General features: G+C 35.1%; 22 protein-coding genes and 2 pseudogenes. 11 read left to right on the plus strand and 13 right to left on the minus strand.

Features of this window, described 5'->3' with window-relative positions; translation table 11 throughout:
• Positions 1 to 105: 105 nt before the first annotated feature.
• Positions 106 to 1,113 (minus strand): tRNA (adenosine(37)-N6)-threonylcarbamoyltransferase complex transferase subunit TsaD, encoded by a 1,008-nt coding sequence (tsaD, locus tag OPR43_RS05365; protein WP_265034436.1) that lies wholly within the window; start codon positions 1,111 to 1,113, stop codon positions 106 to 108.
• Positions 1,114 to 1,272: 159 nt separating this feature from the next.
• On the opposite strand from tsaD, the pseudogene OPR43_RS08520 reads away from it, so the two are divergent.
• Positions 1,273 to 2,364, plus strand: a pseudogene (locus tag OPR43_RS08520) (IS3 family transposase).
• A 94-nt stretch (positions 2,365 to 2,458) separates the two neighbouring features.
• On the opposite strand, the gene OPR43_RS05385 reads toward OPR43_RS08520, so the two are convergent.
• From OPR43_RS05385 to OPR43_RS05395, 3 genes are all read right to left on the minus strand, one after another.
• Entirely contained in the window at positions 2,459 to 3,211 is a 753-nt protein-coding gene (locus OPR43_RS05385) for an alpha/beta hydrolase (protein ID WP_265026373.1), read from the minus strand.
• 1 nt (position 3,212) lies between these two features.
• Complete coding sequence (locus OPR43_RS05390) at positions 3,213 to 3,731, minus strand: c-type cytochrome (RefSeq protein WP_265034440.1); 519 nt, start codon at positions 3,729 to 3,731, stop codon at positions 3,213 to 3,215.
• 664 nt (positions 3,732 to 4,395) lie between these two features.
• The gene (locus OPR43_RS05395) at positions 4,396 to 4,896 is read right to left on the minus strand and encodes a Smr/MutS family protein (protein ID WP_265034441.1); all 501 of its coding nucleotides are present in this window, start codon (positions 4,894 to 4,896) and stop codon (positions 4,396 to 4,398) included.
• Between the two features lie 92 nt (positions 4,897 to 4,988).
• On the opposite strand from OPR43_RS05395, the gene rlmB reads away from it, so the two are divergent.
• The 3 genes from rlmB (at position 4,989) to OPR43_RS05410 (ending at position 7,092) form a co-directional block, all read left to right on the plus strand.
• Positions 4,989 to 5,753: a 23S rRNA (guanosine(2251)-2'-O)-methyltransferase RlmB gene (gene rlmB, locus OPR43_RS05400; RefSeq protein WP_265034442.1), complete on the plus strand. Its 765-nt coding sequence runs from the start codon at positions 4,989 to 4,991 to the stop codon at positions 5,751 to 5,753.
• 79 nt (positions 5,754 to 5,832) lie between these two features.
• Positions 5,833 to 6,555, plus strand: coding sequence for a Bax inhibitor-1/YccA family protein (locus tag OPR43_RS05405; RefSeq protein ID WP_265034443.1), 723 nt, complete (start codon positions 5,833 to 5,835; stop codon positions 6,553 to 6,555).
• On the plus strand, positions 6,556 to 7,092 hold the full coding sequence (locus OPR43_RS05410; RefSeq protein WP_265034444.1) for a cytochrome c oxidase assembly protein: 537 nt from the start codon (positions 6,556 to 6,558) through the stop codon (positions 7,090 to 7,092).
• Positions 7,093 to 7,266: 174 nt separating this feature from the next.
• Here the strand turns inward: OPR43_RS05410 and OPR43_RS08525 are convergent.
• A pseudogene (locus tag OPR43_RS08525) lies at positions 7,267 to 8,215 on the minus strand (IS5 family transposase).
• 108 nt (positions 8,216 to 8,323) lie between these two features.
• Between OPR43_RS08525 and OPR43_RS05425 the strand changes: the two are divergent.
• The 3 genes from OPR43_RS05425 to OPR43_RS05435 all read left to right on the plus strand — a co-directional run bounded on the left by OPR43_RS05425 (position 8,324) and on the right by OPR43_RS05435 (position 10,170).
• Positions 8,324 to 8,638, plus strand: coding sequence for a GIY-YIG nuclease family protein (locus OPR43_RS05425; protein ID WP_253307275.1), 315 nt, complete (start codon positions 8,324 to 8,326; stop codon positions 8,636 to 8,638).
• A gap of 99 nt (positions 8,639 to 8,737) precedes the next feature.
• Positions 8,738 to 9,715, plus strand: a complete 978-nt coding sequence (locus tag OPR43_RS05430) for a quinone oxidoreductase family protein (protein ID WP_265026380.1) — start codon at positions 8,738 to 8,740, stop codon at positions 9,713 to 9,715.
• A 290-nt stretch (positions 9,716 to 10,005) separates the two neighbouring features.
• Positions 10,006 to 10,170: a hypothetical protein gene (locus OPR43_RS05435; protein WP_265034447.1), complete on the plus strand. Its 165-nt coding sequence runs from the start codon at positions 10,006 to 10,008 to the stop codon at positions 10,168 to 10,170.
• Positions 10,171 to 10,980: 810 nt separating this feature from the next.
• On the opposite strand, the gene ispH is transcribed toward OPR43_RS05435, so the two are convergent.
• Positions 10,981 to 11,910 carry a 4-hydroxy-3-methylbut-2-enyl diphosphate reductase gene (ispH, locus tag OPR43_RS05440; RefSeq protein WP_265035670.1) on the minus strand — a complete coding sequence of 310 codons (930 nt, stop codon included), beginning with the start codon at positions 11,908 to 11,910 and terminating at the stop codon, positions 10,981 to 10,983.
• A gap of 20 nt (positions 11,911 to 11,930) precedes the next feature.
• On the opposite strand from ispH, the gene OPR43_RS05445 reads away from it, so the two are divergent.
• Positions 11,931 to 13,478, plus strand: coding sequence for a peptidoglycan D,D-transpeptidase FtsI family protein (locus OPR43_RS05445; RefSeq protein ID WP_265034448.1), 1,548 nt, complete (start codon positions 11,931 to 11,933; stop codon positions 13,476 to 13,478).
• Between the two features lie 2 nt (positions 13,479 to 13,480).
• On the opposite strand, the gene OPR43_RS05450 is transcribed toward OPR43_RS05445, so the two are convergent.
• Positions 13,481 to 13,789, minus strand: coding sequence for a hypothetical protein (locus OPR43_RS05450; RefSeq protein WP_265034449.1), 309 nt, complete (start codon positions 13,787 to 13,789; stop codon positions 13,481 to 13,483).
• A 179-nt stretch (positions 13,790 to 13,968) separates the two neighbouring features.
• Positions 13,969 to 14,676, minus strand: a complete 708-nt coding sequence (elbB, locus tag OPR43_RS05455) for an isoprenoid biosynthesis glyoxalase ElbB (protein ID WP_265026419.1) — start codon at positions 14,674 to 14,676, stop codon at positions 13,969 to 13,971.
• A 136-nt stretch (positions 14,677 to 14,812) separates the two neighbouring features.
• On the opposite strand from elbB, the gene OPR43_RS05460 reads away from it, so the two are divergent.
• Positions 14,813 to 15,814, plus strand: a complete 1,002-nt coding sequence (locus OPR43_RS05460; RefSeq protein ID WP_265034450.1) for a hypothetical protein — start codon at positions 14,813 to 14,815, stop codon at positions 15,812 to 15,814.
• A gap of 544 nt (positions 15,815 to 16,358) precedes the next feature.
• On the opposite strand, the gene murB is transcribed toward OPR43_RS05460, so the two are convergent.
• Genes murB through OPR43_RS05475 form a run of 3 tightly spaced genes read right to left on the minus strand, consistent with a single transcriptional unit; the run spans position 16,359 to position 18,300 of the window.
• Positions 16,359 to 17,246, minus strand: coding sequence for a UDP-N-acetylmuramate dehydrogenase (murB, locus tag OPR43_RS05465; protein WP_265034451.1), 888 nt, complete (start codon positions 17,244 to 17,246; stop codon positions 16,359 to 16,361).
• The gene (hemC, locus tag OPR43_RS05470; RefSeq protein ID WP_265035671.1) at positions 17,237 to 18,115 is read right to left on the minus strand and encodes a hydroxymethylbilane synthase; all 879 of its coding nucleotides are present in this window, start codon (positions 18,113 to 18,115) and stop codon (positions 17,237 to 17,239) included. Before hemC ends, murB begins: the two co-directional genes overlap by 10 nt.
• Complete coding sequence (locus OPR43_RS05475; RefSeq protein WP_265034452.1) at positions 18,109 to 18,300, minus strand: hypothetical protein; 192 nt, start codon at positions 18,298 to 18,300, stop codon at positions 18,109 to 18,111. The genes hemC and OPR43_RS05475 overlap by 7 nt, the downstream gene beginning before the upstream one ends.
• Before the next feature lie 65 nt (positions 18,301 to 18,365).
• Here OPR43_RS05475 and OPR43_RS05480 point away from each other — a divergent pair, with 65 nt between their 5' ends.
• Positions 18,366 to 18,542 carry a hypothetical protein gene (locus OPR43_RS05480; RefSeq protein WP_265034453.1) on the plus strand — a complete coding sequence of 59 codons (177 nt, stop codon included), beginning with the start codon at positions 18,366 to 18,368 and terminating at the stop codon, positions 18,540 to 18,542.
• 125 nt (positions 18,543 to 18,667) lie between these two features.
• Here OPR43_RS05480 and OPR43_RS05485 read toward each other — a convergent pair whose 3' ends face one another.
• Positions 18,668 to 18,793 carry a hypothetical protein gene (locus OPR43_RS05485; RefSeq protein ID WP_265034454.1) on the minus strand — a complete coding sequence of 42 codons (126 nt, stop codon included), beginning with the start codon at positions 18,791 to 18,793 and terminating at the stop codon, positions 18,668 to 18,670.
• Positions 18,794 to 19,352: 559 nt separating this feature from the next.
• Between OPR43_RS05485 and secD the strand changes: the two genes are divergently transcribed.
• On the plus strand, positions 19,353 to 20,861 hold the full coding sequence (gene secD / locus OPR43_RS05490) for a protein translocase subunit SecD (protein ID WP_265035674.1): 1,509 nt from the start codon (positions 19,353 to 19,355) through the stop codon (positions 20,859 to 20,861).
• Here the strand turns inward: secD and OPR43_RS05495 are convergent.
• Complete coding sequence (locus OPR43_RS05495) at positions 20,858 to 21,643, minus strand: enoyl-ACP reductase FabI (RefSeq protein WP_265034455.1); 786 nt, start codon at positions 21,641 to 21,643, stop codon at positions 20,858 to 20,860. The genes secD and OPR43_RS05495 overlap by 4 nt on opposite strands.
• Positions 21,644 to 21,832: the final 189 nt, after the last annotated feature.

The raw sequence follows: 21,832 nt of genomic DNA on the forward strand, positions 1-21,832 counted from the left end.
TTTAAGTGAATAAAATATTAATATATGTAAATAGGAAATATAAACAATGGTAAAAAGAAGTATAGTTAATATTTCCTTCATTACCTAATTCAGAATTGAGAGTTTTTAATAACTTTCTAACTCCCACTTAGGTCTTGGTGCAAAATTAAGTGGATCTATATAATTCTTCTGTAACCTTTCAATTCCTGCCCATCCAACCATTACTGCATTGTCTGTACATAGATTATTAGGGGGGAAAAATATGTTTAAGTTTATGTGTTCTTTCAGTTTTTCTCTCAAAAAATTATTTGCTGCAACTCCGCCGGTAATCACAAAGTCATTGATTTTGATATTTAAAGATTCGGCCATAATAATCGCATTACTAACCCTGTCCAGCAGTATGTCACTAATACACTCTTGAAACGAAGCACACACATCACACACATTTTGCTCGCTTATTTCGAGTTTCTGCACTAAGTTTTTTACTGCTGTCTTGATTCCAGAAAACGAAAAATTACATCCAGAACGTTTTATCATTGCCCTTGGCAGTTTAAATCTTGCACCATTGCCTTTTTTAGCTAACTTTTCAATTAATGGTCCTCCGGGATAGCTTAAACCCAGCATCTTAGCAACTTTATCAAATGCTTCTCCTAACGAGTCATCGAGTGTCTTCCCGAGTTTAATATATTTACCTACATCCTGTGCAATTAAAAATTGACAGTGACCACCTGATATTAGTAGGACTAAAAATGGAAATTTTACCTCATGCAGTAACCTAATAACCAATGCATGTGCTTCTAAGTGATTCACTGCAATGAACGGTTTTTGTGCTACATGCGCAATTGCTTTAGCCATCATTGTACCAACTATTAGTCCACCTATGAGTCCTGGTCCTGATGTTGCTGCAATCGCGTCCAAATCGCGAAAATTGAGGTTAGATTTTTCTACAGCGCTTTTTATTAGACCACTTAAATGCTCCATATGAGCACGTGACGCTATCTCAGGGATTACGCCACCGCGTTTTTTGTGTTCTGCTTGGGAGAGAATTTCGTGAGCAAGGACTTGCTTGTCACTATTTACAATCGCTACTGCAGTTTCGTCGCAGCTTGTTTCAACAGCTAAAATGGTTTTCATGTATATTCGAACACTTTATTATAAAAACTATACCTTGAAACGCTGTAAAAGTTAACTGCAAAGTTAACTGCTATAGCTAAAGTGACCTTACCCAGAAAAAGTGGAGAGAAAGTTGGTACGTTTTTATAATAAAAAAATGTTTTTATAGAGAGGTACAATATGTCAAATGGAAGAGAATATACAGCAGAGTTGAAAGAAGAAGCTGTAAAACTTTTTAAAGAAAGAGGAGAAACAATTTCGAAAGTAGCAAAAGATCTAGGTATAAGCTCTAACGTATTAGGTAAGTGGATAAAAAAATATAACGAAAAGAAGTCAGTAGCAAATGCTTTTCCAGGTAGGGGTAATGTAGCTCCTTACGACAAAGAAAGATTTGATTTAAAGAAAGAGTTAGCAAGAGTAACAAGAGAGAGAGACATTTTAAAAAAAGCCCTGGGCAGTCAAAAAGAGTAAAATATTTTTTTATAAAAGAACATAGCAGCTGCTATAAAGTACGGGAATTATGTAGGATTTTGAATGTATCTGCTAGTGGCTACTATAAGTGGGCTGCGAGGGAAATAAGCAATAGAGAATTAGCAAATAAAAGCAGATATTCAAAAAAAGCTTCTAAATGTAGATATGGAGCTCGTAAAATTCATGCTGAATTAAAGGCTTTGGGTAAAAGTTGCAACTTGAAAACAGTGCAAAGTATTATGCAGAAAAATGGTATTCAGGCTATATTGAGAAGAAAATTTAAAATTAAGAAACAACAAACGGACAGTAGAGTCGTAATATTAGACCAAAACTTTATTGTCGATCAACCAAATAAAGTATGGGATTACTTATATAAAAACCAAGGAAGGATGGCTATATTTGGCAGCAGTAATCGACCTATACTCACATATGGTGATTGGCTGGTCAATGAGTAGTTCAATGAATAAACAATTGGTCATGGACTCTGTATTAATGGCCGTTAATAAACGTAAACCTGCCAAAAACCTACTGTTACATAGTGATCAAGGTTCACAATATACTTCACAAGGTTATCAATATCTCTTAGCCATAAAGAATATAGATGAGCCATAAAGGTTGTTGTTACGACAATTCTGTTGTAGAAAAGTTCTCTAAAAAGGGAGTTACCAATAGACACTTCTAAGCACTCTAAACAGCATATTAAAACTGCTATATTTGAATATATAGAAATTTTTTATAACAAACAACGTCACTATTAACTATTGCATCCCTGAACATTTTGATTCATCATTCTTTTTATAAAAAAACATTCTCAACTTTCTCTCCACTTTTTCTGGGTAAGGTCAGTTTAGCTATAGGCAGCAATTTTCTGTATTTACTTTAAATTGAAGAAAGCTCAAATAAGTGAACGGTTACAAAATTCTCTAATGGTCTTAAATAAAACTTCCAGTGAATGATTGTCAGACATGTTATGCTCTGCTGATTTTATTAAGTGTACTTCAACATCAGTTGACTTGATTTTTTCAGCTAAATTCAATGAAGTTTGATAAGGAACATCTTTATCATTAATGCTATGCAATAAGCGCACAGGACAGTTTATATCTATTGTCTCTTTGTTTAAAAGAAGGTTCTTTCTGCCATCTTCGATCAAATTTTTAGTTATTTTGTATGTACAATGCTCTGAAGTAAAATCTATTACACCTTTAGAATCTAGTTCTTCTTTTTGCTTGCCTGACAATTGCTTGAATATCAAATCTTCAGTGAAATCGGGAGCAGACGATATGCCGATTAATGCTGCAATTTTTTCTGAAAATTGAAGGGCAGTGAGCAGCATCAGCCATCCTCCCATACTTGAACCTATAACTATTTGTTTACCACTAGTTAATTCACTTATCACTTTAGCACAATTTTTTTGCCAATCACTTATTGTATAATCGGCAAAATTACCACTTGAGTTACCGTGACCAAAGTAATCAAATAGCACAAGTGCTACGTCATTTTCTTGGCAAAATTTGTAAATAGCAGTTGCTTTAGTTCCATTCATATTTGATGCAAATCCACCGAAAAAAACTACAGAAGCTTTCTTTCCTTGTAGCTTTCGATATGCTATGTGACCATTATTTCCATCAAACAATTTACAATAATCCATACTACTTTGGCAAAGCAACCGGACTATCGCTCATCGAACGCAAATAGCTGACTAGATCTGCAATTTCTTGTGGATTGGAAATACCTGCAAATGCCATACGTGTACCTTTTATATAGGCTTTTGGGTTCTTTAAAAAGGCAAATAGCTCCTCATACCCCCATTTTCCACCTTTTTCAAGCACTGCTTTTGAGTAATTGAATGAGTTGCCAAGATGGGCCTTTTTGTTTCCAATTACGTTCCATAAATTTGGTCCTACTTTATTCATTCCACCTTTCTCAAAACTGTGGCAAGCTATACATTTTTTCGCTGCTGATTTACCTTTCTCAAAGCTAGCATTCTGCATGAGCGCTCCAATATCAAGCGCCACTTGCTCAATTTTTTGCTGAGGCTCAGCAGCTACTATCGTTTGGTGTTCAATCTTATATTCCTCTGGACTATACAGCATATCAACTACGTTGCTGACTATCATAATGATTAGCCCAGAAAGTAAAATCGATGCTGCAATCTTATTAAGCTCCATAGTTAATTTTTATCAATTAATGTTGCTTAAATTATGCAAATATTTTCGCAAATAGCAACCAATTACCTTGAAGCTCGCTAAAGATGAGAGTCTCTAGCTACAAATATTAAGAAATTTACCAAACGAAAAAAAAGGCAAAAGAAACCCCGGCTAATATCTATTTAAAAACATTGGCGTTTTTTTATGTTTTAAACGTCTAATAACCGCGACTCAGCTGCTTTTTAATGCAACTAACCTTTAGTCATAAATGTTTAGGAAATTTACTAAGCAGAAAAAAAGGCAAAAGATATTCCGTGTTAGCTAGTTGTCACTCTCTAATCCTGCAAATTGGCGTTCTATACTGTCTTAAACGCTTTATAAGCGCGTTTCAGCTTATATAGCTAGAAATGTTGTGAAGACATAAGATGCGCATAGTGCAAAAAATTAAAAATAAGACGCCATTACGTAATACTGTTGTCGTTTGATCTGCACAGATTGAAGATAAATGAATACCTTCAGTACCATGATAGGGGGGCTGGCAAAATGTGTCAAGTAAGTTTTTTCGTTTCTATAGCTACTTGAATAACGGCTACAATGTTTGTACAATTGTGCGTCATGCGCTGCCGAACACTGATTTTTATATGGTTATACAAGAAAAATTAAGGCTTAAAAGGAATTTTAAGTATCAGGACTCAAGGTTTTTATTCCTTCTTAATAAAACATAAAAAGCTCCTTTACCACCATGTTTTTTCGTAGCTTGCTGGTAGTATAGAACCATATGCTGGATTTTAGTATCATTTAACCACTTATTTAAGTTATTCTTTATAGTGTCTGTTTTATTTGTTGCACTGCCGTATCCCGTAATTACCAATAAACATCTATTTCCTGCTCGATAATTTTTGATAATAAAATCTACCAATTTACAGTAAGCATCCTCTATATTATAGCCATGCAAATCGAGCTTATCGCTTATAAAATATTTACCCCTATCAATCTTTGATTTTGTGTTGTAGTCAAGACAAAATGATGAGTTACCATTATTGGTATTAAGAAAATTCCCTTGTAAGTCGGAGGTACCTTTATCAACCATAGACTTTATATTTACTTTATGATCAACTTTCAAAGTAACTTTTCTACATTCTATTGGCTTAACATTTTTTTGCCAATCCAACTCATCGTCCGACATAAACGCATTAATCGAATTGTATAATTTTACAACAATATCTAAACATAGTAAAATGTTGCTTATTCTATAAAAACCCGATTTTCAATAATACGATGAAATCGTCAAAAACTAATGAGAATTTTTGGCTGTATGGAAAGCACACCTGCATGTCAGCACTGAAGAATAAAAATAGGCGGTGTATAGAACTGTTAGCAACAGAAAATTTCTATAGAGAACACGAAAAAGAAATTAGGCAATGTGTAGACAGTAAGGGCATTAAAGTTCGATTAGTAGAAAACAAAATACTTAATGACGTTTTACCCAAAGGTGCTAACCATCAGGGAATTGCTTTAAATGTTGCCCCTATTCTTTATAACTTAAGCATTGAAGAAATAGCTGAAAGCTCGAACGATAGCTCTACCATAGTCATTTTAGATCAAGTCACTGACACGCACAATATTGGGTCGATTTTAAGAACTTCAGCTTGTTTTAATGTCAACGCATTGGTTTTACCACATAACCATTCACCGAGTGAAAATGCATCTATTGCAAAAGCAGCAAGTGGGGCATTAGATATTGTCCCGCTAATATACGTTACAAATATAGTAAAAACTATGCAGTATTTAAAAGAGGTCGGCTACTGGTGTTACGGGTTTGATTGCAATGCTAAAGAAAATATAGATGAAATAAAGAGCTTTGAGAAAAAAAGAGTAATTATTTTTGGTTCCGAAGAGAAAGGAATGCGAAGGTTAGTTAAAGAAAATTGTGATTATCTTTTAAAAATACCAATGTCAAACGTAATTGACAGCTTAAATGTTTCAAATGCAGCAGCAATAGGCCTATATTCTATTTATATTAAAACAAATGCCAGCGCATAGCTGTTTATAATAAAAATACTTGATAAAAATGTGGTTTTATATTATAATGTGTTAAATAATAGACAAAAGGAGTTATATTATGTCTTACATGAGAAATGAACAGGATATTCGCTCTCAAGGCGCTTATTATAGTGCTGGGCTTAGAAGTTACCTAACTAAAGTATATAACTACATGGCTTTAGCTTTAGGCGTTACAGGGCTTGTTGCGTTTCTAACGGTATTTTCTGGTCTTTTTCAGGTAATTCATTCTAATCCTGTTCTGTCGCTTGTGATAATATTCTCTCCAGCTGCATTGGTGATCTATATGCGGTATAGAATTCAACACCTAAGTGCTCAGTCTGCCGTTACTATATTTTTCTCGTTCTCAGTGTTAATGGGGCTTTCCTTATCTTATATTTTTATAGTTTATACTGCAGAAAATATAGCAAGAGCGTTTTTCATTACATCAATTATGTTTGGCTCTATGGCTTTATATGGTAATACCACAAAAAGAGATCTTACAAGTATGGGCTCTTTCTTGATTATGGGAGTCTTGGGGATAATTATAGCATCCATAGTAAATTTATTCCTTGGAAGTAGTCCTCTCTACTTTGCAATATCGTTCATATCAGTAATAGTCTTTACCTTAATGACTGCGTATGATGCTCAAAGAATCAAGGACGTTTATTATAAATATAACGACGGATCAGAAGTCGCTACTACTAAATTGGCAATACTGGGTGCAACTGATCTTTATTTTAACTTTATTAACATATTTCTCAATCTACTCAGGTTACTTAACTTGTTCAATAATAGGGACTAGATGTTTTCCTTTTTAAGGAAAGGTAGTAAGAATTCTATAGTTTTCTTTTTAATATCTTTAGTCGTGTTGATGCTATGTCTTGCATATGCATCGGTGCCTCTATACAGCATTTTTTGCAAAGCTACTGGATATGGTGGCACAACAAGAAAAGTAACTAATGCAACAATAAGTGCAACTGACCAAAAAATCAGGGTCCATTTCAATGCTGATATAATGTCCGATCTACCTTGGGAGTTTAAATCAGAAACTAACTACGTTGACGTAAACATAGGAGAACAAAGTTTAGCTTTTTATTACGCAAAAAATCTATCTGATCAGTCTTCATTTGGTATGGCAGTATATAACGTTACGCCTTTCAAAGCAGGTAAGTATTTCAATAAAGTTGCATGCTTTTGTTTTGAAGAGCAAATGTTGCTACCAAAACAAAAAGCTGCTATGCCCGTATCTTTCTATATAGATCCTGAGATAATGCTTGATAGTAATACAAAAGATTTGAGCGAAATAACACTATCATACACGTTTTTTAAGCTTAAGTAACAAACTTTTTCCTATTGTCATCCAAAGCTGAAAGAAGGTATCCGTTCAGGATAGCGGCAAGGTAGTATAACCATAGAGTAAAAGTGAGTTTACAACAAATGGTGTCATCCCAGTGCTTGACACTGGGATGGCTTTGTTGCATAGCACCTTAAGCAGTGATGGTTTACGACAAATTTATGTAATGATTTCAAATTTAGCCATACCAATATCAGTGAATTTGTTGAGCAAATAGCACTTAATTAGTAATTCTTTTTCACGATTTACTTCAGATTTATTCCTAAAGCTAAATCCAAATACTTGCTTCAACCTTGAGAAAAATCCTTCTATGTAAGATCTCTTTCCATAAATTGCTTCCTTTTTCCACTCTTTTACACCATCTTGTCCATATAATTTTATTAACCTAATAGCAGCATTTCTGTCAGACATATAATCTATTTTTGAATGTTCTGCTGCATCCTTTTTTGGTAGAACTTTTGTCTTTATATCGTATTTCTTACACAATTTATAAAGTTTGTGCCTATCGTATGCCCTATCTGCATATAATTTTGTGCTGAAAATTAACTTCTTCAAGCAAATCGCAAGCTCCATAGTGGTCAGAGTAGACGCCATTACTGTATCTTGCAGCTATAGCTTTTTTACTATTCACACTTAACATAACATGTAACTTTCTTACTTGCTCGTAGCTTCGGTACTTTCTATCTGCACTGTTTTCCTTACTGTGGCCAGGAGTGTTACTGTAAATGCTGATACTTGTGCTATCTATGATAATTTCAATATTTTCCATGTTGCTTTTATCAACCCTGCAATCATTTATCTTAATATCAAGTTTTTTAAACCTTCTTGATGCTTGTGAATAGCTGATAACTGCCAAATTTTTTCCTATTTGTTGCAGATATCCTTTTATAAACCCCACCGTTTGTCTTAAACCAATTCTAAAAAGATTGACAATTATATGCACCAAAATTACGACTTTATCACTGTAAATATAGTTGCCGCCCTGCATTTTTGGACTATTTTCATACCAATTTCCGATAGCTTCATCGATGTAACGAAAAATATTTCCCCTTTTTTCAAGGAATTTGTTATATTCGTTTTGGTTACTGACTTTCATTTTCTGTGGCATATTTTTTCTTCAACAGTTAAATGGTTATTTATAATGAATTTTGTCAGTAGCCACCAGATTTTTTCGGTTGCTATGCAACAAAGCCCACTGGGATCCAGGTTACTATATATGAAAAGTTATTATGTTTATATACTTGCAAGTGAACGAAATGGAACCCTGTATATAGGTATAACATCAAATTTAATTAAACGAATTTGGGAGCATAAAAGCAAAGCCATTTCCGGTTTCACGTCAAAGTACAATGTTAGTAAATTAGTCTACTTTGAGGAGTTTCAAGACATAAATTTAGCAATTAGTAAAGAAAAGCTTCTAAAAAGCTGGCAGAGAAAATGGAAAATAAACTTAATTGAAAAAACAAATCAAGAATGGAAAGATTTATATGATGAAATCGTATCTGGATTCCAGCGTCACGCGCTGGAATGACAGGAGGTAACGCAAGAAGTCTATTGATTGTGGAAACAATGACTTTGCAAAATATTAATTATTAGATAACATAATCAAAGTTTTTATCTTACATTCATCATGGTTAGAGCTATACAAATTAAAAAAACTGGGGGACCAGAAGTATTAGAATTTGTAGATAAGAATATAGGTGAGCCAAAAGGCGAGGAAGTTTTAGTACGTCACACAACTATTGGCTTAAATCGTTATGATTTAGAGCACAGAAAAGGTACGCGCAAAATTAAAAATTTACCATCAGTGCTTGGGGTAGAAGCAGTGGGAGTTATTGAAAAGCTTGGTAAAAAAATCAGTGATGGATTGAAGGTTGGAGATAGAGTTGGATATTGCACAGCTCCTCCAGGGGCATATTGTGAAAAGCGCGTTATACACCAGAAATATCTGATAAAAATTCCAGATGACATATCTGATGAAGTTGCTGCTGCAGTGCTGTTTAAAGGTATGACAGCTCACTATTTAGTTAATCAATCTTATAAAATTAGGCCTGGTGCTTTCGTGCTAGTTCATGGGGCTAATGGTGGTTTAGGACAAATAATATGCCAATGGGCAAAGGATAAAAAAGGTGTAGTGATAGGCTCTGTAAGCTCTGATGAAAAAATGAAGACAGCTTTACAAAGTGGCTGTACATACGCAATAAACTACAATGATAAAGACTTCGTTTCTAAAATTATGGAGATTACGCAAAACAGAGGAGTAGGTGCAGTGTATGACCCCATAGGTTACGCTACAAGCAAGCTCTCTTTTGAATCTTTAGGCAGGTTCGGCATATACGTTTCCTATGGGCAGATATCAGGTAACGCTCCTATTAGTTTTTCTTTACTTAGTTCACGTTCGTTATTTGCAACTGGAACCTCAATATACCATTATAAGCATGATAGATTCACATTAGTGCTTACCACAATGGAAATCTTCGAGATGATAAGAAAAAAACTTTTAACTGTACGGATCAATAAAAAATATAAATTTGATGAAATAATTCAAGCCCATCGCGATATGGAAAATAGAAAAGCGAGTGGATTAAATATTATCAAAATTTCTTAAGTAATTAGTAATTTAAACTAACCATTCATTAAATTATATCAACTAGAATCTCATATATTTAATTCTCCTTTTGGGGGAATTAAAAGCATATAGCTAAACTGACTTAGGCTTACCGACAACCGTCATCCCGCTACGTGTTAGCGGAATCTATGCTGAGATACCGCGAATAGACTTCTTGCATAACCCAAATTAAGTAGAAAAAGGTATCATCCGAGTAGCTGACACTGGTTCCTTTATGACGGCAGTAGCCCCTTCTCCTGTCATCCCAGTGCCCTCTTCTTGTCATCCCAGTGCCCAGACACTGGGATCCAGTTTCACCTTATGATGGTGTCATGAAAGTAGCTGACACTGGTTTCCATCCAAGACGGTGTCATTCCAGTCTGGAATCCAGAAAAAAGAATGGTGTCATCCCAGTGCCCAGACACTGGGATCCAGGAATTTTATTAAGTTGGTAAGCATAAAAATAGATGTTTTACGTTAAAATACAACGTTTTCGATAAGATTATATGGAAAACTGGATCCCAGTGTCAAGCACTGGGATGACAAAAAAAGGAGTACTGGAATGACAGCAGTCCTACGTCATACCGCGATTCATTCGCGGTATCTCAGCCGCTAACTGTTCTCCCTCGTCATACCGTGACGGTATCTCTAGATCCCGCTAACAAGCAGCGGGATGACGATTGTCGTTTAGCTATAAATATTTAAGAAATTTACCAAACGAAAAAAAAGGCAAAAGAAACCCTGGTCACTGTCTATTTTCAGTATTGGCGTTTTTTAAGTCTTAAACACTGCAATTTAGCTGCTTTTAAATGCAACTCACCTTAGTTTAAATGTTTAAGAAATTTACTAAGCAGAAAAAAAGGCAAAAGAAGCCCCGTGGTGCGAGTTTTGACCCTCTAATACTTTAAATTGGCGCTGTAATAATGTGCTAACGCTTAAAATAAGCGCGATTTGGCTGAATGTAGAAAAATTTTAAAAGACATGCAGCCACTATAATTTTATGTAATCCGCCAAAAAATACCCTGAGTTTTTTACTGAATTTTGTCATTGAGCCTGCAGGTCAAAAACAAGTTTTGAGTCATAAATACCCTTAATACTATAATAAGGGGGCTGGCGGAGTTTGTCAAGTAAGTTTTTTCGTTTCTATTCCCAATAAAAGTTTGTTATAAGGTTATGCAAGAAGTCTAATGAATCGCGGTATGACGTCTTAGCTATAGATGCTGATTTGTGTGATTTCAAGAGAAGCTTAGTAGATAAGTTGTGTTTTAAACCAAATTCGGTATTTTAAACTGAACATTTTCAATAATACCACCTTGCATAACTGAAATTTTTACACTCAGGTTTACTTTTAGGTAGTCTATTAATTCATCAACTAATATGTCAGGAGCGGAAGCACCTGCAGTGATTCCTATCTTTTCTACGCCCTGAAACCAGCTTTTATTCACACAGCTGTAATTATCAATCAAGTAGGCTCTTTTTCCTCTGGCAGTGCATAGATCTAATAAGCGATTTGAATTTGAGCTATTTTTACTTCCTACAACTAATACCATGTCTACAATTTCAGCTAGCTTTTTAACAGCATTTTGTCTGTTTTGCGTTGCATAGCATATGTCCTTTAAATCTGGACCTGTTATGCCTGGAAACCTTAATTTCAGGGCAGCAATAATGTCACGGGTATCGTCGATGCTTAACGTAGTTTGTGTAACATAAGACAAATTATCTGGATCTTTAACTTTTAAATTGCGTACGTCCTGCACAGTTTGCACTAAAATGATAGGATTATTTACTCTTCCTCTAATTCCCTTAACTTCTGGATGGTTTTCATGCCCAATGAGAATTAATTCTTTACCACTGTTTTCATACCTTTTTGCCTCTTTATGCACTTTGCTGACTAAAGGACATGTTGCATCAATCACTTGAATACCCTTTCTTTTTGCCTCATCTTCTATATTTTTTGACACTCCGTGCGCGCTGAAGATCAGTATTCCTCCATTATCTTCAATTTCCTCGATACTGTTCACAAAAACCACTCCTTGTTTCTTAAAGTCCTCTACTATATATTTATTGTGAACAATTTCGTGTAGCACATAAACTTGGCACTTGTTTTTGTATTTTTCTAAAGTAATAGCTAATATGTCCACAGCTCTTTTTACCCCGGCACAAAAACCTCGCGGCTCAGCTAAGATGATTTCCATTTTTGTCAAATCAAGTAAATATGCAAGCATTACTTAAAAATAAGCTCCGCTCACTGTGTTTTATAGTACCATTATTTATATTTTATATAATAATTATTTTTCGCATATTCTCTTTAACATTTGATCAACCTACTACTTCAGAAAATTTTAGAAAAGATAATATAGTACATAAACAACCTGATATTTTAGATAGAAATGGAGTGGTAATAGCAACAAATGTGCCCACAACATCACTATATACAGATGCAACCAAAGTAAAGAATCCGGAAAGTATAGCAGCACAACTGTGTTCTACTTTGCATGACCTCGAATACGAGAACTTATATAGAATACTTACTTCAGAAAAGAAATTTGCTTGGATAAAGCGGCACTTGACTCCAAAAGAACTGTTAGCAATAAAAAATGCCGGCGTGCCAGGAATAAACTTCTATAACGATGTAAAACGTATATATCCTCACAGTAATTTATTTTCACACGTGCTTGGTTACACTGACATAGATGGCAATGGTATTGCAGGAATTGAGGCATATATAAGTAAAAACAATGAGCAAGAAAAGCCCATAATACTATCCTTAGATACACGAGTGCAAAGCATAGTGCATGAAGAGCTAACTAAAGCTGTAAGCAGATATCAGGCACTCGGCGGAGTAGGAATTGTTTTAAATGTGAGAAATAGTGAAGTCATCTCGATGGTCAGTCTACCTGATTTTAACCCCAACCTACAGAATAAGGCAGAAGACGTACAAAAGTTTAATCGCGCCAGTCTTGGGGTGTATGAGATGGGGTCGGTATTAAAATTCTTTACAATAGCCGCAGCGCTTGATGCAAACGTTACAAAAACTAGCGATTTATATGACGTATCAACACCAATCACCATTGGAAAGTATAAAATTCAGGATTTTCACAAATCTAAAATTCCAAAAATTACTGTGCAAGATATATTTGTAAAATCATCCAACATTGGTGCAGCAAAAATTGCAGTCAAATTAGGTATTGAAAAACAAGTAGAATACTTTAAAGCTATGAAGCTATTTTCTCCTTTGAAAATAGAAATACCAGAAAAATCTACACCGATAATCCCGGATAAATGGAGTGAAAACACTTTAATAACAGCATCTTATGGTTATGGCATAGCTGTAACTCCTATACATCTTGCACAAACTGCAGCAGCATTAATCAACAATGGGATATTTCATAACGCAACCTTGATGTTGAATAAAAGAAGTATAGGAGAGCAAATTATCTCAAGAAGAACTTCCAGGGAAATGAGAAAATTATTACGCGCAGCAGTAACAGATGGCACTGGCAGGAAAGCAAAAATAAAGGCATATTCAATAGGGGGAAAGACTGGATCGGCGGAAAAAGTTGTAGATGGTAAATATAGCAAAGATGCAAACATAGCGTCATTTATAGGAGTGCTAACCATGCTTGACCCAAGGTATATAGTGCTAATTGCTATTGATGAACCTCAAGGGATACACCATACCGGGGGAATAATTGCTGCGCCTATAGTAAAGAACATTATAAATAGAATAGCACCTATACTAAATGTTACACCTGAGATGTAAAATTATGATTGCTTTACTATAACTTCAAATCTATCATTACCAAAATTCTTATTAATATACCAAGAACCATCATCTTTAGTTACAAATTCAAGACCTTTAAGGTCTCTTTCTATTGTCTTTCCATTTTGACCATCAATAGCGATATTAATATCGAATGTAATAACGTCTAGATTTATCATAGCTTCTTTCCCGCTGCACGAATTTAGACTGAACTTGCCTAACATGACATCATTAAAACTCACTTCCCCTGTATAGATATCACACTGACCGTCCACACAACACGTAGTTTCAATATAGAAAAGGTCTGACATATAAAACACCTTACGTTTATAAAAAAAGAGCTAAATATATATAGCTAGTGCAGCCCTACGCCACGCCGCTAACAAGTAATCGTCAGTAAACCTAGATCACTTTAGCTATATAACCATAATACAGCTAGAAATGTAAAATTCAACAGTTAATTGTGTAAGGAAGTCTAAATTACTACATCTTAGAGGAATGGCTGTTTAGTTTTTTTGTTAATCTTTTTTACCATGCTGTCAATCATATGCTTTATCCCTTGATATACAGAGTATGTACTTTCGTCACTACGCATATAAGCAGAACAAGAAAATACATTATACTCTTCGTCTTCTATTGATAACCCTGTATCGCACTTTATGTGTTCGCCGCCAAGCTTTTCTATCAACTGTTCTTTGTCATCTCCTATAGTTACCTTAACCTTACTTTCTTCTTTACCTATCTTACTACTTAAAATTGAAACAATGATAGCTGGAGATATGCATATCGCTCCTATTGGCTTTTTTGTAACAAAGAATTCTGAAACTAATCTTTCAAATTCAGGCATTACTGTCACCATGCCTTTATTTTCAGCTAAGTCAGATAAATTTTTTGCAACTCCGTATCCACCAGGTACAACTAGCATGTCAAAATTTTCAGCTTTGGCTTCTTTTAAGTCATATATTTCGCCTCTTGCGATTCTTGCTGCTTCTACAAGTACATTCCTTTTTTCTTTCACTGCCTCCTTTGTTTTATGATTCATAACTTGTGTGATATTGATATCAGGTGCAAAGCATTTAACATCCACATCCTGCTGATCAAGCACAAGCAGACTTAAAACCGCTTCTCTTACCTCTGCACCGTCAAGGTGACCACACCCTGATAAAACCACAGCAGCTTTTAATTTTTTTTCACCCATAAAGTACCTTGATTTCATATAATCTAGATATTTTAATACAAATTCTATATTTGGAAAGGGGTATGTTATATCAATTATAATATAATTAATAATTAGTATGTATAATTAGGTATATTTACAGTCAATGGAGTAAAATGTGGCTGAGTTCTTTGATAATGAAACTGACTACCAAGAACTAAGAAAAGCTGTTTCAGATATAATAGAAAGCATCGCACAATCCCCATCAGAGGGAAAAGAGGAGTTACTTAAAGCCCTATCAGAACAAGTTGAAAAAATGAATTTTAATAATGTAGGTTTAGCGATTAATGACCAAGGCTTGCAAAAGGAGGTCAACAAAGAATTATTTATAAAATTCATTGAAGAAGCACTTAAAAGTCCAACTTTTGAAAAAACCAACTTAGAAGTAATAGAAGATGCGCTAAAGCATGTCAATGATCAAGCAATAGGTAATGTTATAAATAATAATAAAGGTCCGCTGGATGATCTAGTCAATTATTTTGAATCAGCATCTGCAAACAAAAAAATTGGAATAGCTTCTACTGGAATAGTATTAGGAGTAGCATTTTCTCCGCTTATTGTGCTTGCTACATTAATAGCACTTGTAGCTATTGGAGCACGTTATGTAGGAATAGGTATAGGAAAGGCAGGGGAAAAAATAAAAGAAGGCGCGATTGAAGCAGGGAAAGCAGTAAAAAGTTCATATAAAGATTTAATAGATAGGCTGCCTGAAGTTCAAAGAAGAGAAAATAATTTTGAAAAGTTAATAAGCAATTTAATGGAAAAGAATCTTGAAGCTGATGAAGGAGAAAGAACAATGCTTAGTAATGAAATAAAAATAATAAAAATGCTTCAGAATCAAGAGCAACTAGCAGCCATAGGACAGTTAATAGGGGAAGATAATGCTGATCTTTTGAACAATCTTATGAGCAAGGGTACTAGTACTCATGAGGAAGACATGGAGAAACTTGTAGATTTTATGAGCGAATTTCAACCTGCAATTATGGCCATTGGTAACAATGAAATAAACGAGGTAGAACAAAAAGTTAATGAGAAAGCTCAGGAAATGAAGCCAGATTCTCAAGTAGATAGTCCAAGTCCTGAACGAGTTAGTGGAGAAGGAATCACAGGACCGGGTTGATGCATTTGAGGAGCGTTTTGACGCAAAAATTACTATTAGAAAGGGGAGTGTTAAATAAACCATACGCGTCAAGTTAAGAAACAAGGGTAAGAAAATTCAATGAACTTAAGGTGGATACTCTTGTTTTTCTATATCTGTCTTTCACAGAAAATGGGAGTGTTAAATAAACCATACGCGTCAAGTTAAGGCCCAATATAGCACCATTTAAACTTGTTTGTTACATTTATTTTTTTGGAAATTTTGATCTAAAATAAGATAATTCTTTTAGAAGAGTCTATAAATTACTAGCTTTATTGCTTAATATCTAAAATAATTTTTACCACTTTTCTTTTTCCTTATGCTACTTTCCCTTAACTTGACGCGTATGGTTTTTTAAACATTCCCGTGCAATTAGAGAACCTAAGTCACTTTAGCTATAGATTCTTGCAAAGTTCTACAAGATTAACCACATTACCTCACGTTTTCTCTATGATTATTTTTTTAGATTACTTGTCTACCTTATTTGCCGTTTCCTGAACGAATATACAGAAGCTATAAAAACTGTCTAATAGCTACCCAAAACCCTTATCTCCCACTCAAGTTCAACATTAAATTTATCCTTCACTGCGTCTTTTACTCTGTTGCCAAGGTTTTCCAAGTCAGATGCAGTTGCATTATTGTAATTGAGCAAGAAGTTACAATGTTTCTTAGAGATTCTAGCTCCACCAATATTTAACCCTAGGCAGCCAGATTTATCAATTAACTCCCATGCTCGATAGTTTTTTGGATTTTTGAATATGCACCCAGCAGTTTTTCCTCTCGTTGGCTGGCTTTTGTTTTTTTTATCGATAATTTCCTTTAACCTTTGCAATATAAGCTCATACTCTGAGTTTACTCCTTTAAACTCAGCTTCAACAAAAATCCAATTCCCTTTTAGGCCATGTCCACGATAAAAATACCCCATTTCTTTGCTGGAGAACTCATATAGGTTTCCATCCTCTAGATTCACTGCTTTTATGGATTGTACAACACTTGCGATATCACTACCATATGCACCTGCATTCATTTCTATTCCGCCACCAACTGTTCCTGGAATTCCAACTAGAAACTCGAGTCCACTAATTTGTTGCTCTCCTGCAAAGTAAGCAAGGTTCCTGAGCAGCGCAGCACCACCTGCAACAATAGAGTTGTTACCCTTACTTTTAATATATGCAAACTCCTTACCTAATTTTACTGTTATTCCTCGAATGCCACTATCTCGCACTATTATGTTGGATGTTGCACCGATAACGTTAATTGGCAACTCAGTGTTTTTAATCAAGCATGTTAAATCTTCAATATCACGTGGTTTAAATAATATATCAGCTCGTCCACCGACATTTAACCACGTTGCTTTAGACATTAAGATGTCATAACGATAGATTCCACGTACTTTAGGTAAGCTTATAAGCATTTTGATTTCAACTCTAACCCTGCATCCATACCCATTTTCTCCGCATCTTCTATAAATGAAGTGCGCTCAGTGAAGTATATATTTTTTCCATCTGCCAACATACAACGAAGGTGTAGCATATTTTCGTTCACATATTCAGCCAAAGCTGCAAGTGGTGTAAAACATGAACCATTCACTGTCTTCATAAAACTGCGCTCTGATTTCACTCTTATAAAAGACATATTATTATTAATTTTCTCTAAAAGATCGATAATTTTTACATCATTCCTCCTACATTGAATACAAATCGCTCCCTGTCCCACTGCACTTAACATAACTTTTGGTAGCAATACCTCTGTAATTAAGTGATGCTTTTCTAATCTTATGAGTCCAGCTTCAGCTAAAATTATTCCATCAAAACTTTGATTTTGCAATCTGGTTGTTACATTTCCACGTAACGGTACTATATTTAAATCTGGTCTAAAATTTAGTAACTGAACTTTTCTTCTTATTGAAGAAGTGGCAATAGTAGCCTGTTGTGGCAAAGACTCAAGGCTATTGTATTTATGAGAAATAAACGCATCGCATGGACTTAGCCTTTCTAAAACACAAGGAATTGTTAAACCCCCTGAGAAAAACGCAGGCACATCCTTTAGCGAATGAACTGCCATATCTATATTATTTTCGAGCAATTCAGTCTCAATTTCTTTAATGAATAATCCTTTGCCCCCTATTTCAGCAAGATTTGCGTTTGCATACTTATCTCCAGAAGTTTTTATCTTAACAATTTCAATAGATAAGTTAGGAAAAGAGTCCAGCAACTTTTGTTTTGCTTCCAAAGCCTGGGCAACTGCAAGGCTGCTTCCTCTGGTACCTATTTTGACTAGCATGTGTACGACTGTTTGTCTGATGTCATCCCAGTGCCCAGACACTGGGATCCAGTTTTACTATACAATTCATCATATGAGCCTTTGCATTTATTGTACTTTAACTTAAAACCAAAAGCAACTTTGACTTTACAAAATAATAACCTTTTATATGCATAAATAAGCTTACTGGATTCTAGTACTTGCATGACAGTAGTCCTACGTCATACCGCCGCGGTATCTCAGATCCCGCTAACAAGCAGCGGGATGACGATTGTCAGGGTGTCATCCAAGTAGCCTCTTTCTTGTCATCCCAGTGCCCAGACACTGGGATCCAGTTTCACCTTATGATGGTGTCATTCCAGTGCCCAGACACTGGTTTCTATCCAAAAGGGTGTCATCCCAGTGCCCAGACACTGGGATCTCATTTTACTTTATGATGATGTTATGAAAGTAGCTGACACTGGTTTCCATCCAAAAGGGTGTCATCCGAGTAGCCCCTTCGGTGTCATCCCAGTGCTTGACACTGGGATCCAGGAATTTTGATTGGACACTGGGTTGGTAAGCATAAAAGTGTTATGTAAAATACAACGTTCTTGATGGAATCATATGGAAAACTGGATCCCAGTGTCTGAGCACTGGGATGACAAAGGAGAGCAGTGTCAAGCACTGGAATACATCACAGGAGCACTGGAATGACACCCTTTACGGGCTCTTAAATTGCAACTATAAATATTTAAGAAATTTACCAAACAAAAAAAAGGCAAAAGAAGCCCTAGTCATTGTCTACTTTCAGTATTGGCGTTTTTTAAGTCTTAAACACTACAATTTAGCTGCTTTTAAATGCAACTCACCTTTGTTTAAATGTTTAAGAAATTTACTAAGCAGAAAAAAAGGCAAAAGAAACCCCGTGGTAATTAGTGTTCACTCCCTAATCCTGCAAATTGGCGTACTATACTGTCTTAAACGACTTATAAGCGCGTTTCAGCTTATATAGGTAAAAACCTAGAAATGTTGTGAAGACATAAGGTGCACATAGTGCAAAAAATTAAAAATAAGACGCCAACTACGTTGTTTTCTTGCTGTTTAATCTGCACAGATGAAGATAACTGAATACCTTCAGTTTCATGATAAAGGGGCTGGCGAAGGGTGTCAAGCAAGTTTTTTCGTTTCTATAGCTACTTGGATAGGTTATTTGGACAATAGAGAATTTTACAAAAATCTATTTTTAACTTACACTGCAATTTTAAACCTACAACTTATGTACAACAGGCTTATAGTCAAATCTTTTTCAGTATTATGCATCTGTTTATTTGCTTTATACATAACACTGCCAAATTTCTTTGATAATAAGCTTTTTATTTCGAAAAAAAGAATAAACTTAGGCCTTGACCTGAAAGGAGGGGCATCTTTGCTTCTAAACATAGACTTAGACTTCTATTTTAAGGAAAAGCTAGGCATGCTAGCTGATGAGATAAAAGAGACATTGCTAACAAAAAATATTGAATCTAACGTACAAAATAGCATTGTAACTTTAAATAATATTGATGACTATAAAAAAGCATCTGTGTTGATTAATGTGATAAATCCAAATTTAGAGCTAAATAGAAAAGATTCTTCAATTCTCATTTCGTATAAACCCCATTATAAAAATTCTTTGATCAGTGAAGTAGCTGCAGAATCAATAAACAATGTCCAGCGGCGTTTGGACAAACTTGGCACAAAGGAAGTCAGCGTTCAAAAACAAGGGCAGAATAAAATATTAGTGCAGGTGCCTGGAGTAGAAGACACCGAACAGATAAAATCTCTGCTTGGCAAAACTGCTAAGCTAGCTTTTCATTTGGCAAACACTAACATAGCCAAGGTGCAGGATATAGATTATGAAACTACTGTCATGCTCAAGGATTCTTTAGGTAATTCTTATCCAATATTCCGCAAAACTGAAATAGGTGGTGATGCACTGATTAATGCATCAGTTAGATTTGGTCACTTAGGTAAACCAACAGTGCATTTTAAATTTGACAGCATAGCGAGTAAAAGATTCGCGAAAATCACTAAAGAAAATGTGGGAAAACCTTTTGCAATTGTTCTGGATAACACAGTTTTAACAGTACCTACAATACGTGAGCCAATTTTAAATGGAGAGGGAGAAATTAGCGGTAATTTTACTGAAAAACAAGCAAGCGAACTTGCAATACTTTTAAAATCTGGAGCACTGCCAGCGCCACTTAAAATAATTGAAGAAAAAAACATTGGCCCAAGCCTTGGAGAAGAATCAATAAAGGCAGGGGAAATGGCAGCAACAATCTCTATTATAGCCGTGGCTTTATTTATAATTATCACTTACGGCAAATTAGGTGTATTGGCCTCTATTGCGCTTTTTTCTAATGTAATTCTTATATTATCAATTCTCACTCTGCTTGAAGCAACTCTAACTTTACCTGGAATTGCCGGTATTGCACTCACTGTCGGTATGGCGGTGGATGCAAATGTTTTAATATTTGAGCGAATTCGTGAGGAAATTAAATCGGGAAAGAGAACAGTGCGTGCTATTGAAGAAGGGTTTAAAAACGCTATAAAGACAATACTGGATTCAAATATCACTACATTAATTGCTGCAGGAATAATGTTCATTATTGGCAGCGGAGCAATTAGAGGCTTTTCTGTCACTTTATCAATAGGAATTTTATGTTCGATGTTTTCTGCAATCACAGTCACAAAACTCCTGATAGAGTTGTGTATGAACCCGAAGGAACTAGCGCTTTGTTAGTCAACCACCTTCATTCCCACAACGTTATATCCTGAATCGACGTGCAAAATTTCTCCAGTAGTGCCACTACTTAAGTCGCTTAATAAGTATAACGCTGCCTTGCCAACATCCTCTATTGTAACATTGCGTCTAAGCGGAGAATTATTTCTATTCCATTCTGATATGAAGTGAAAATCGCTTATTCCAGAAGATGCTAAAGTTCTGATTGGACCAGCGGAAATTGCATTTACTCTGATATTTTGTGGCCCGAGATCACATGCTATATATTTTACACTTGCTTCAAGTGCTGCTTTACATAAACCCATAACGTTATAATTTGGCATAACTTTTTCAGCGCCATAATAAGATAAAGTAAGTAAACTACCACCACTTGACATCATTTTTTCAGCTCTTTGCGCTAAAGCAGTGAAAGAATAGCACGATATATGCATTGCATTGAGAAAGTTATTCAGTGAAGTATTGACATATTTACCATTTAACTCATTTTTATCGGAGAATGCTATTGCATGCACCAAAAAGTCAAGAGTACCCCACTTCTTCTCTATTTCCTTAAAAGCATTATTTATGATTTCCTCGTTTGAAACATCACAGTGTAATATTAGCTTCACATTTAATTCATCTACTATCAGTAATAATTTTTCTTTTACTATTTCGTTCTGGTAGGTGATTGCAAGTTCTGCCCCGTGCTCTGAGAGAGTTTTTGCTATACCGTATGCGATCGATCTCTTATTTATTATTCCGGTTATTAATCCCTTTTTGCCTTGTAATAGACTTGTCGTCATAGAACTATCTGTTTTTTATAATTTGGAGTATTAACTAGATAAAGTCAATTATGTTTTAAAACATTTTTTGCAGTAACTTAAAGTCTAGCATTAGCGATACCACTGTTAAAAAAAGGCAGCGATGAGAGTTTTTAGCAATCATCTATAACAGTTTCTTAGATTGCTTTTTATTAAAAAAATCAAAGCTTT

Source organism: Wolbachia endosymbiont (group A) of Apoderus coryli (assembly GCF_947251615.1).
GTDB lineage: Bacteria > Pseudomonadota > Alphaproteobacteria > Rickettsiales > Anaplasmataceae > Wolbachia.

What these genes read in the sequence shown, in the direction of transcription:
- OPR43_RS05445 (WP_265034448.1), top strand. Translation starts at nt 11,931, where the DNA reads ATGCAAGCATTACTTAAAAATAAGCTCCGCTCACTGTGTTTTATAGTA.
- murB (WP_265034451.1), bottom strand. Translation starts at nt 17,246, where the DNA reads ATGCTTATAAGCTTACCTAAAGTACGTGGAATCTATCGTTATGACATC.
- OPR43_RS05405 (WP_265034443.1), top strand. Translation starts at nt 5,833, where the DNA reads ATGTCTTACATGAGAAATGAACAGGATATTCGCTCTCAAGGCGCTTAT.
- tsaD (WP_265034436.1), bottom strand. Translation starts at nt 1,113, where the DNA reads ATGAAAACCATTTTAGCTGTTGAAACAAGCTGCGACGAAACTGCAGTA.
- OPR43_RS05395 (WP_265034441.1), bottom strand. Translation starts at nt 4,896, where the DNA reads ATGTCGGACGATGAGTTGGATTGGCAAAAAAATGTTAAGCCAATAGAA.
- OPR43_RS05410 (WP_265034444.1), top strand. Translation starts at nt 6,556, where the DNA reads ATGTTTTCCTTTTTAAGGAAAGGTAGTAAGAATTCTATAGTTTTCTTT.
- elbB (WP_265026419.1), bottom strand. Translation starts at nt 14,676, where the DNA reads ATGGGTGAAAAAAAATTAAAAGCTGCTGTGGTTTTATCAGGGTGTGGT.
- hemC (WP_265035671.1), bottom strand. Translation starts at nt 18,115, where the DNA reads ATGCTAGTCAAAATAGGTACCAGAGGAAGCAGCCTTGCAGTTGCCCAG.
- OPR43_RS05475 (WP_265034452.1), bottom strand. Translation starts at nt 18,300, where the DNA reads ATGCAAGTACTAGAATCCAGTAAGCTTATTTATGCATATAAAAGGTTA.
- ispH (WP_265035670.1), bottom strand. Translation starts at nt 11,910, where the DNA reads ATGGAAATCATCTTAGCTGAGCCGCGAGGTTTTTGTGCCGGGGTAAAA.
- OPR43_RS05425 (WP_253307275.1), top strand. Translation starts at nt 8,324, where the DNA reads ATGAAAAGTTATTATGTTTATATACTTGCAAGTGAACGAAATGGAACC.
- OPR43_RS05430 (WP_265026380.1), top strand. Translation starts at nt 8,738, where the DNA reads ATGGTTAGAGCTATACAAATTAAAAAAACTGGGGGACCAGAAGTATTA.
- OPR43_RS05495 (WP_265034455.1), bottom strand. Translation starts at nt 21,643, where the DNA reads ATGACGACAAGTCTATTACAAGGCAAAAAGGGATTAATAACCGGAATA.
- rlmB (WP_265034442.1), top strand. Translation starts at nt 4,989, where the DNA reads ATGAAATCGTCAAAAACTAATGAGAATTTTTGGCTGTATGGAAAGCAC.
- secD (WP_265035674.1), top strand. Translation starts at nt 19,353, where the DNA reads ATGTACAACAGGCTTATAGTCAAATCTTTTTCAGTATTATGCATCTGT.
- OPR43_RS05450 (WP_265034449.1), bottom strand. Translation starts at nt 13,789, where the DNA reads ATGTCAGACCTTTTCTATATTGAAACTACGTGTTGTGTGGACGGTCAG.
- OPR43_RS05385 (WP_265026373.1), bottom strand. Translation starts at nt 3,211, where the DNA reads ATGGATTATTGTAAATTGTTTGATGGAAATAATGGTCACATAGCATAT.
- OPR43_RS05390 (WP_265034440.1), bottom strand. Translation starts at nt 3,731, where the DNA reads ATGGAGCTTAATAAGATTGCAGCATCGATTTTACTTTCTGGGCTAATC.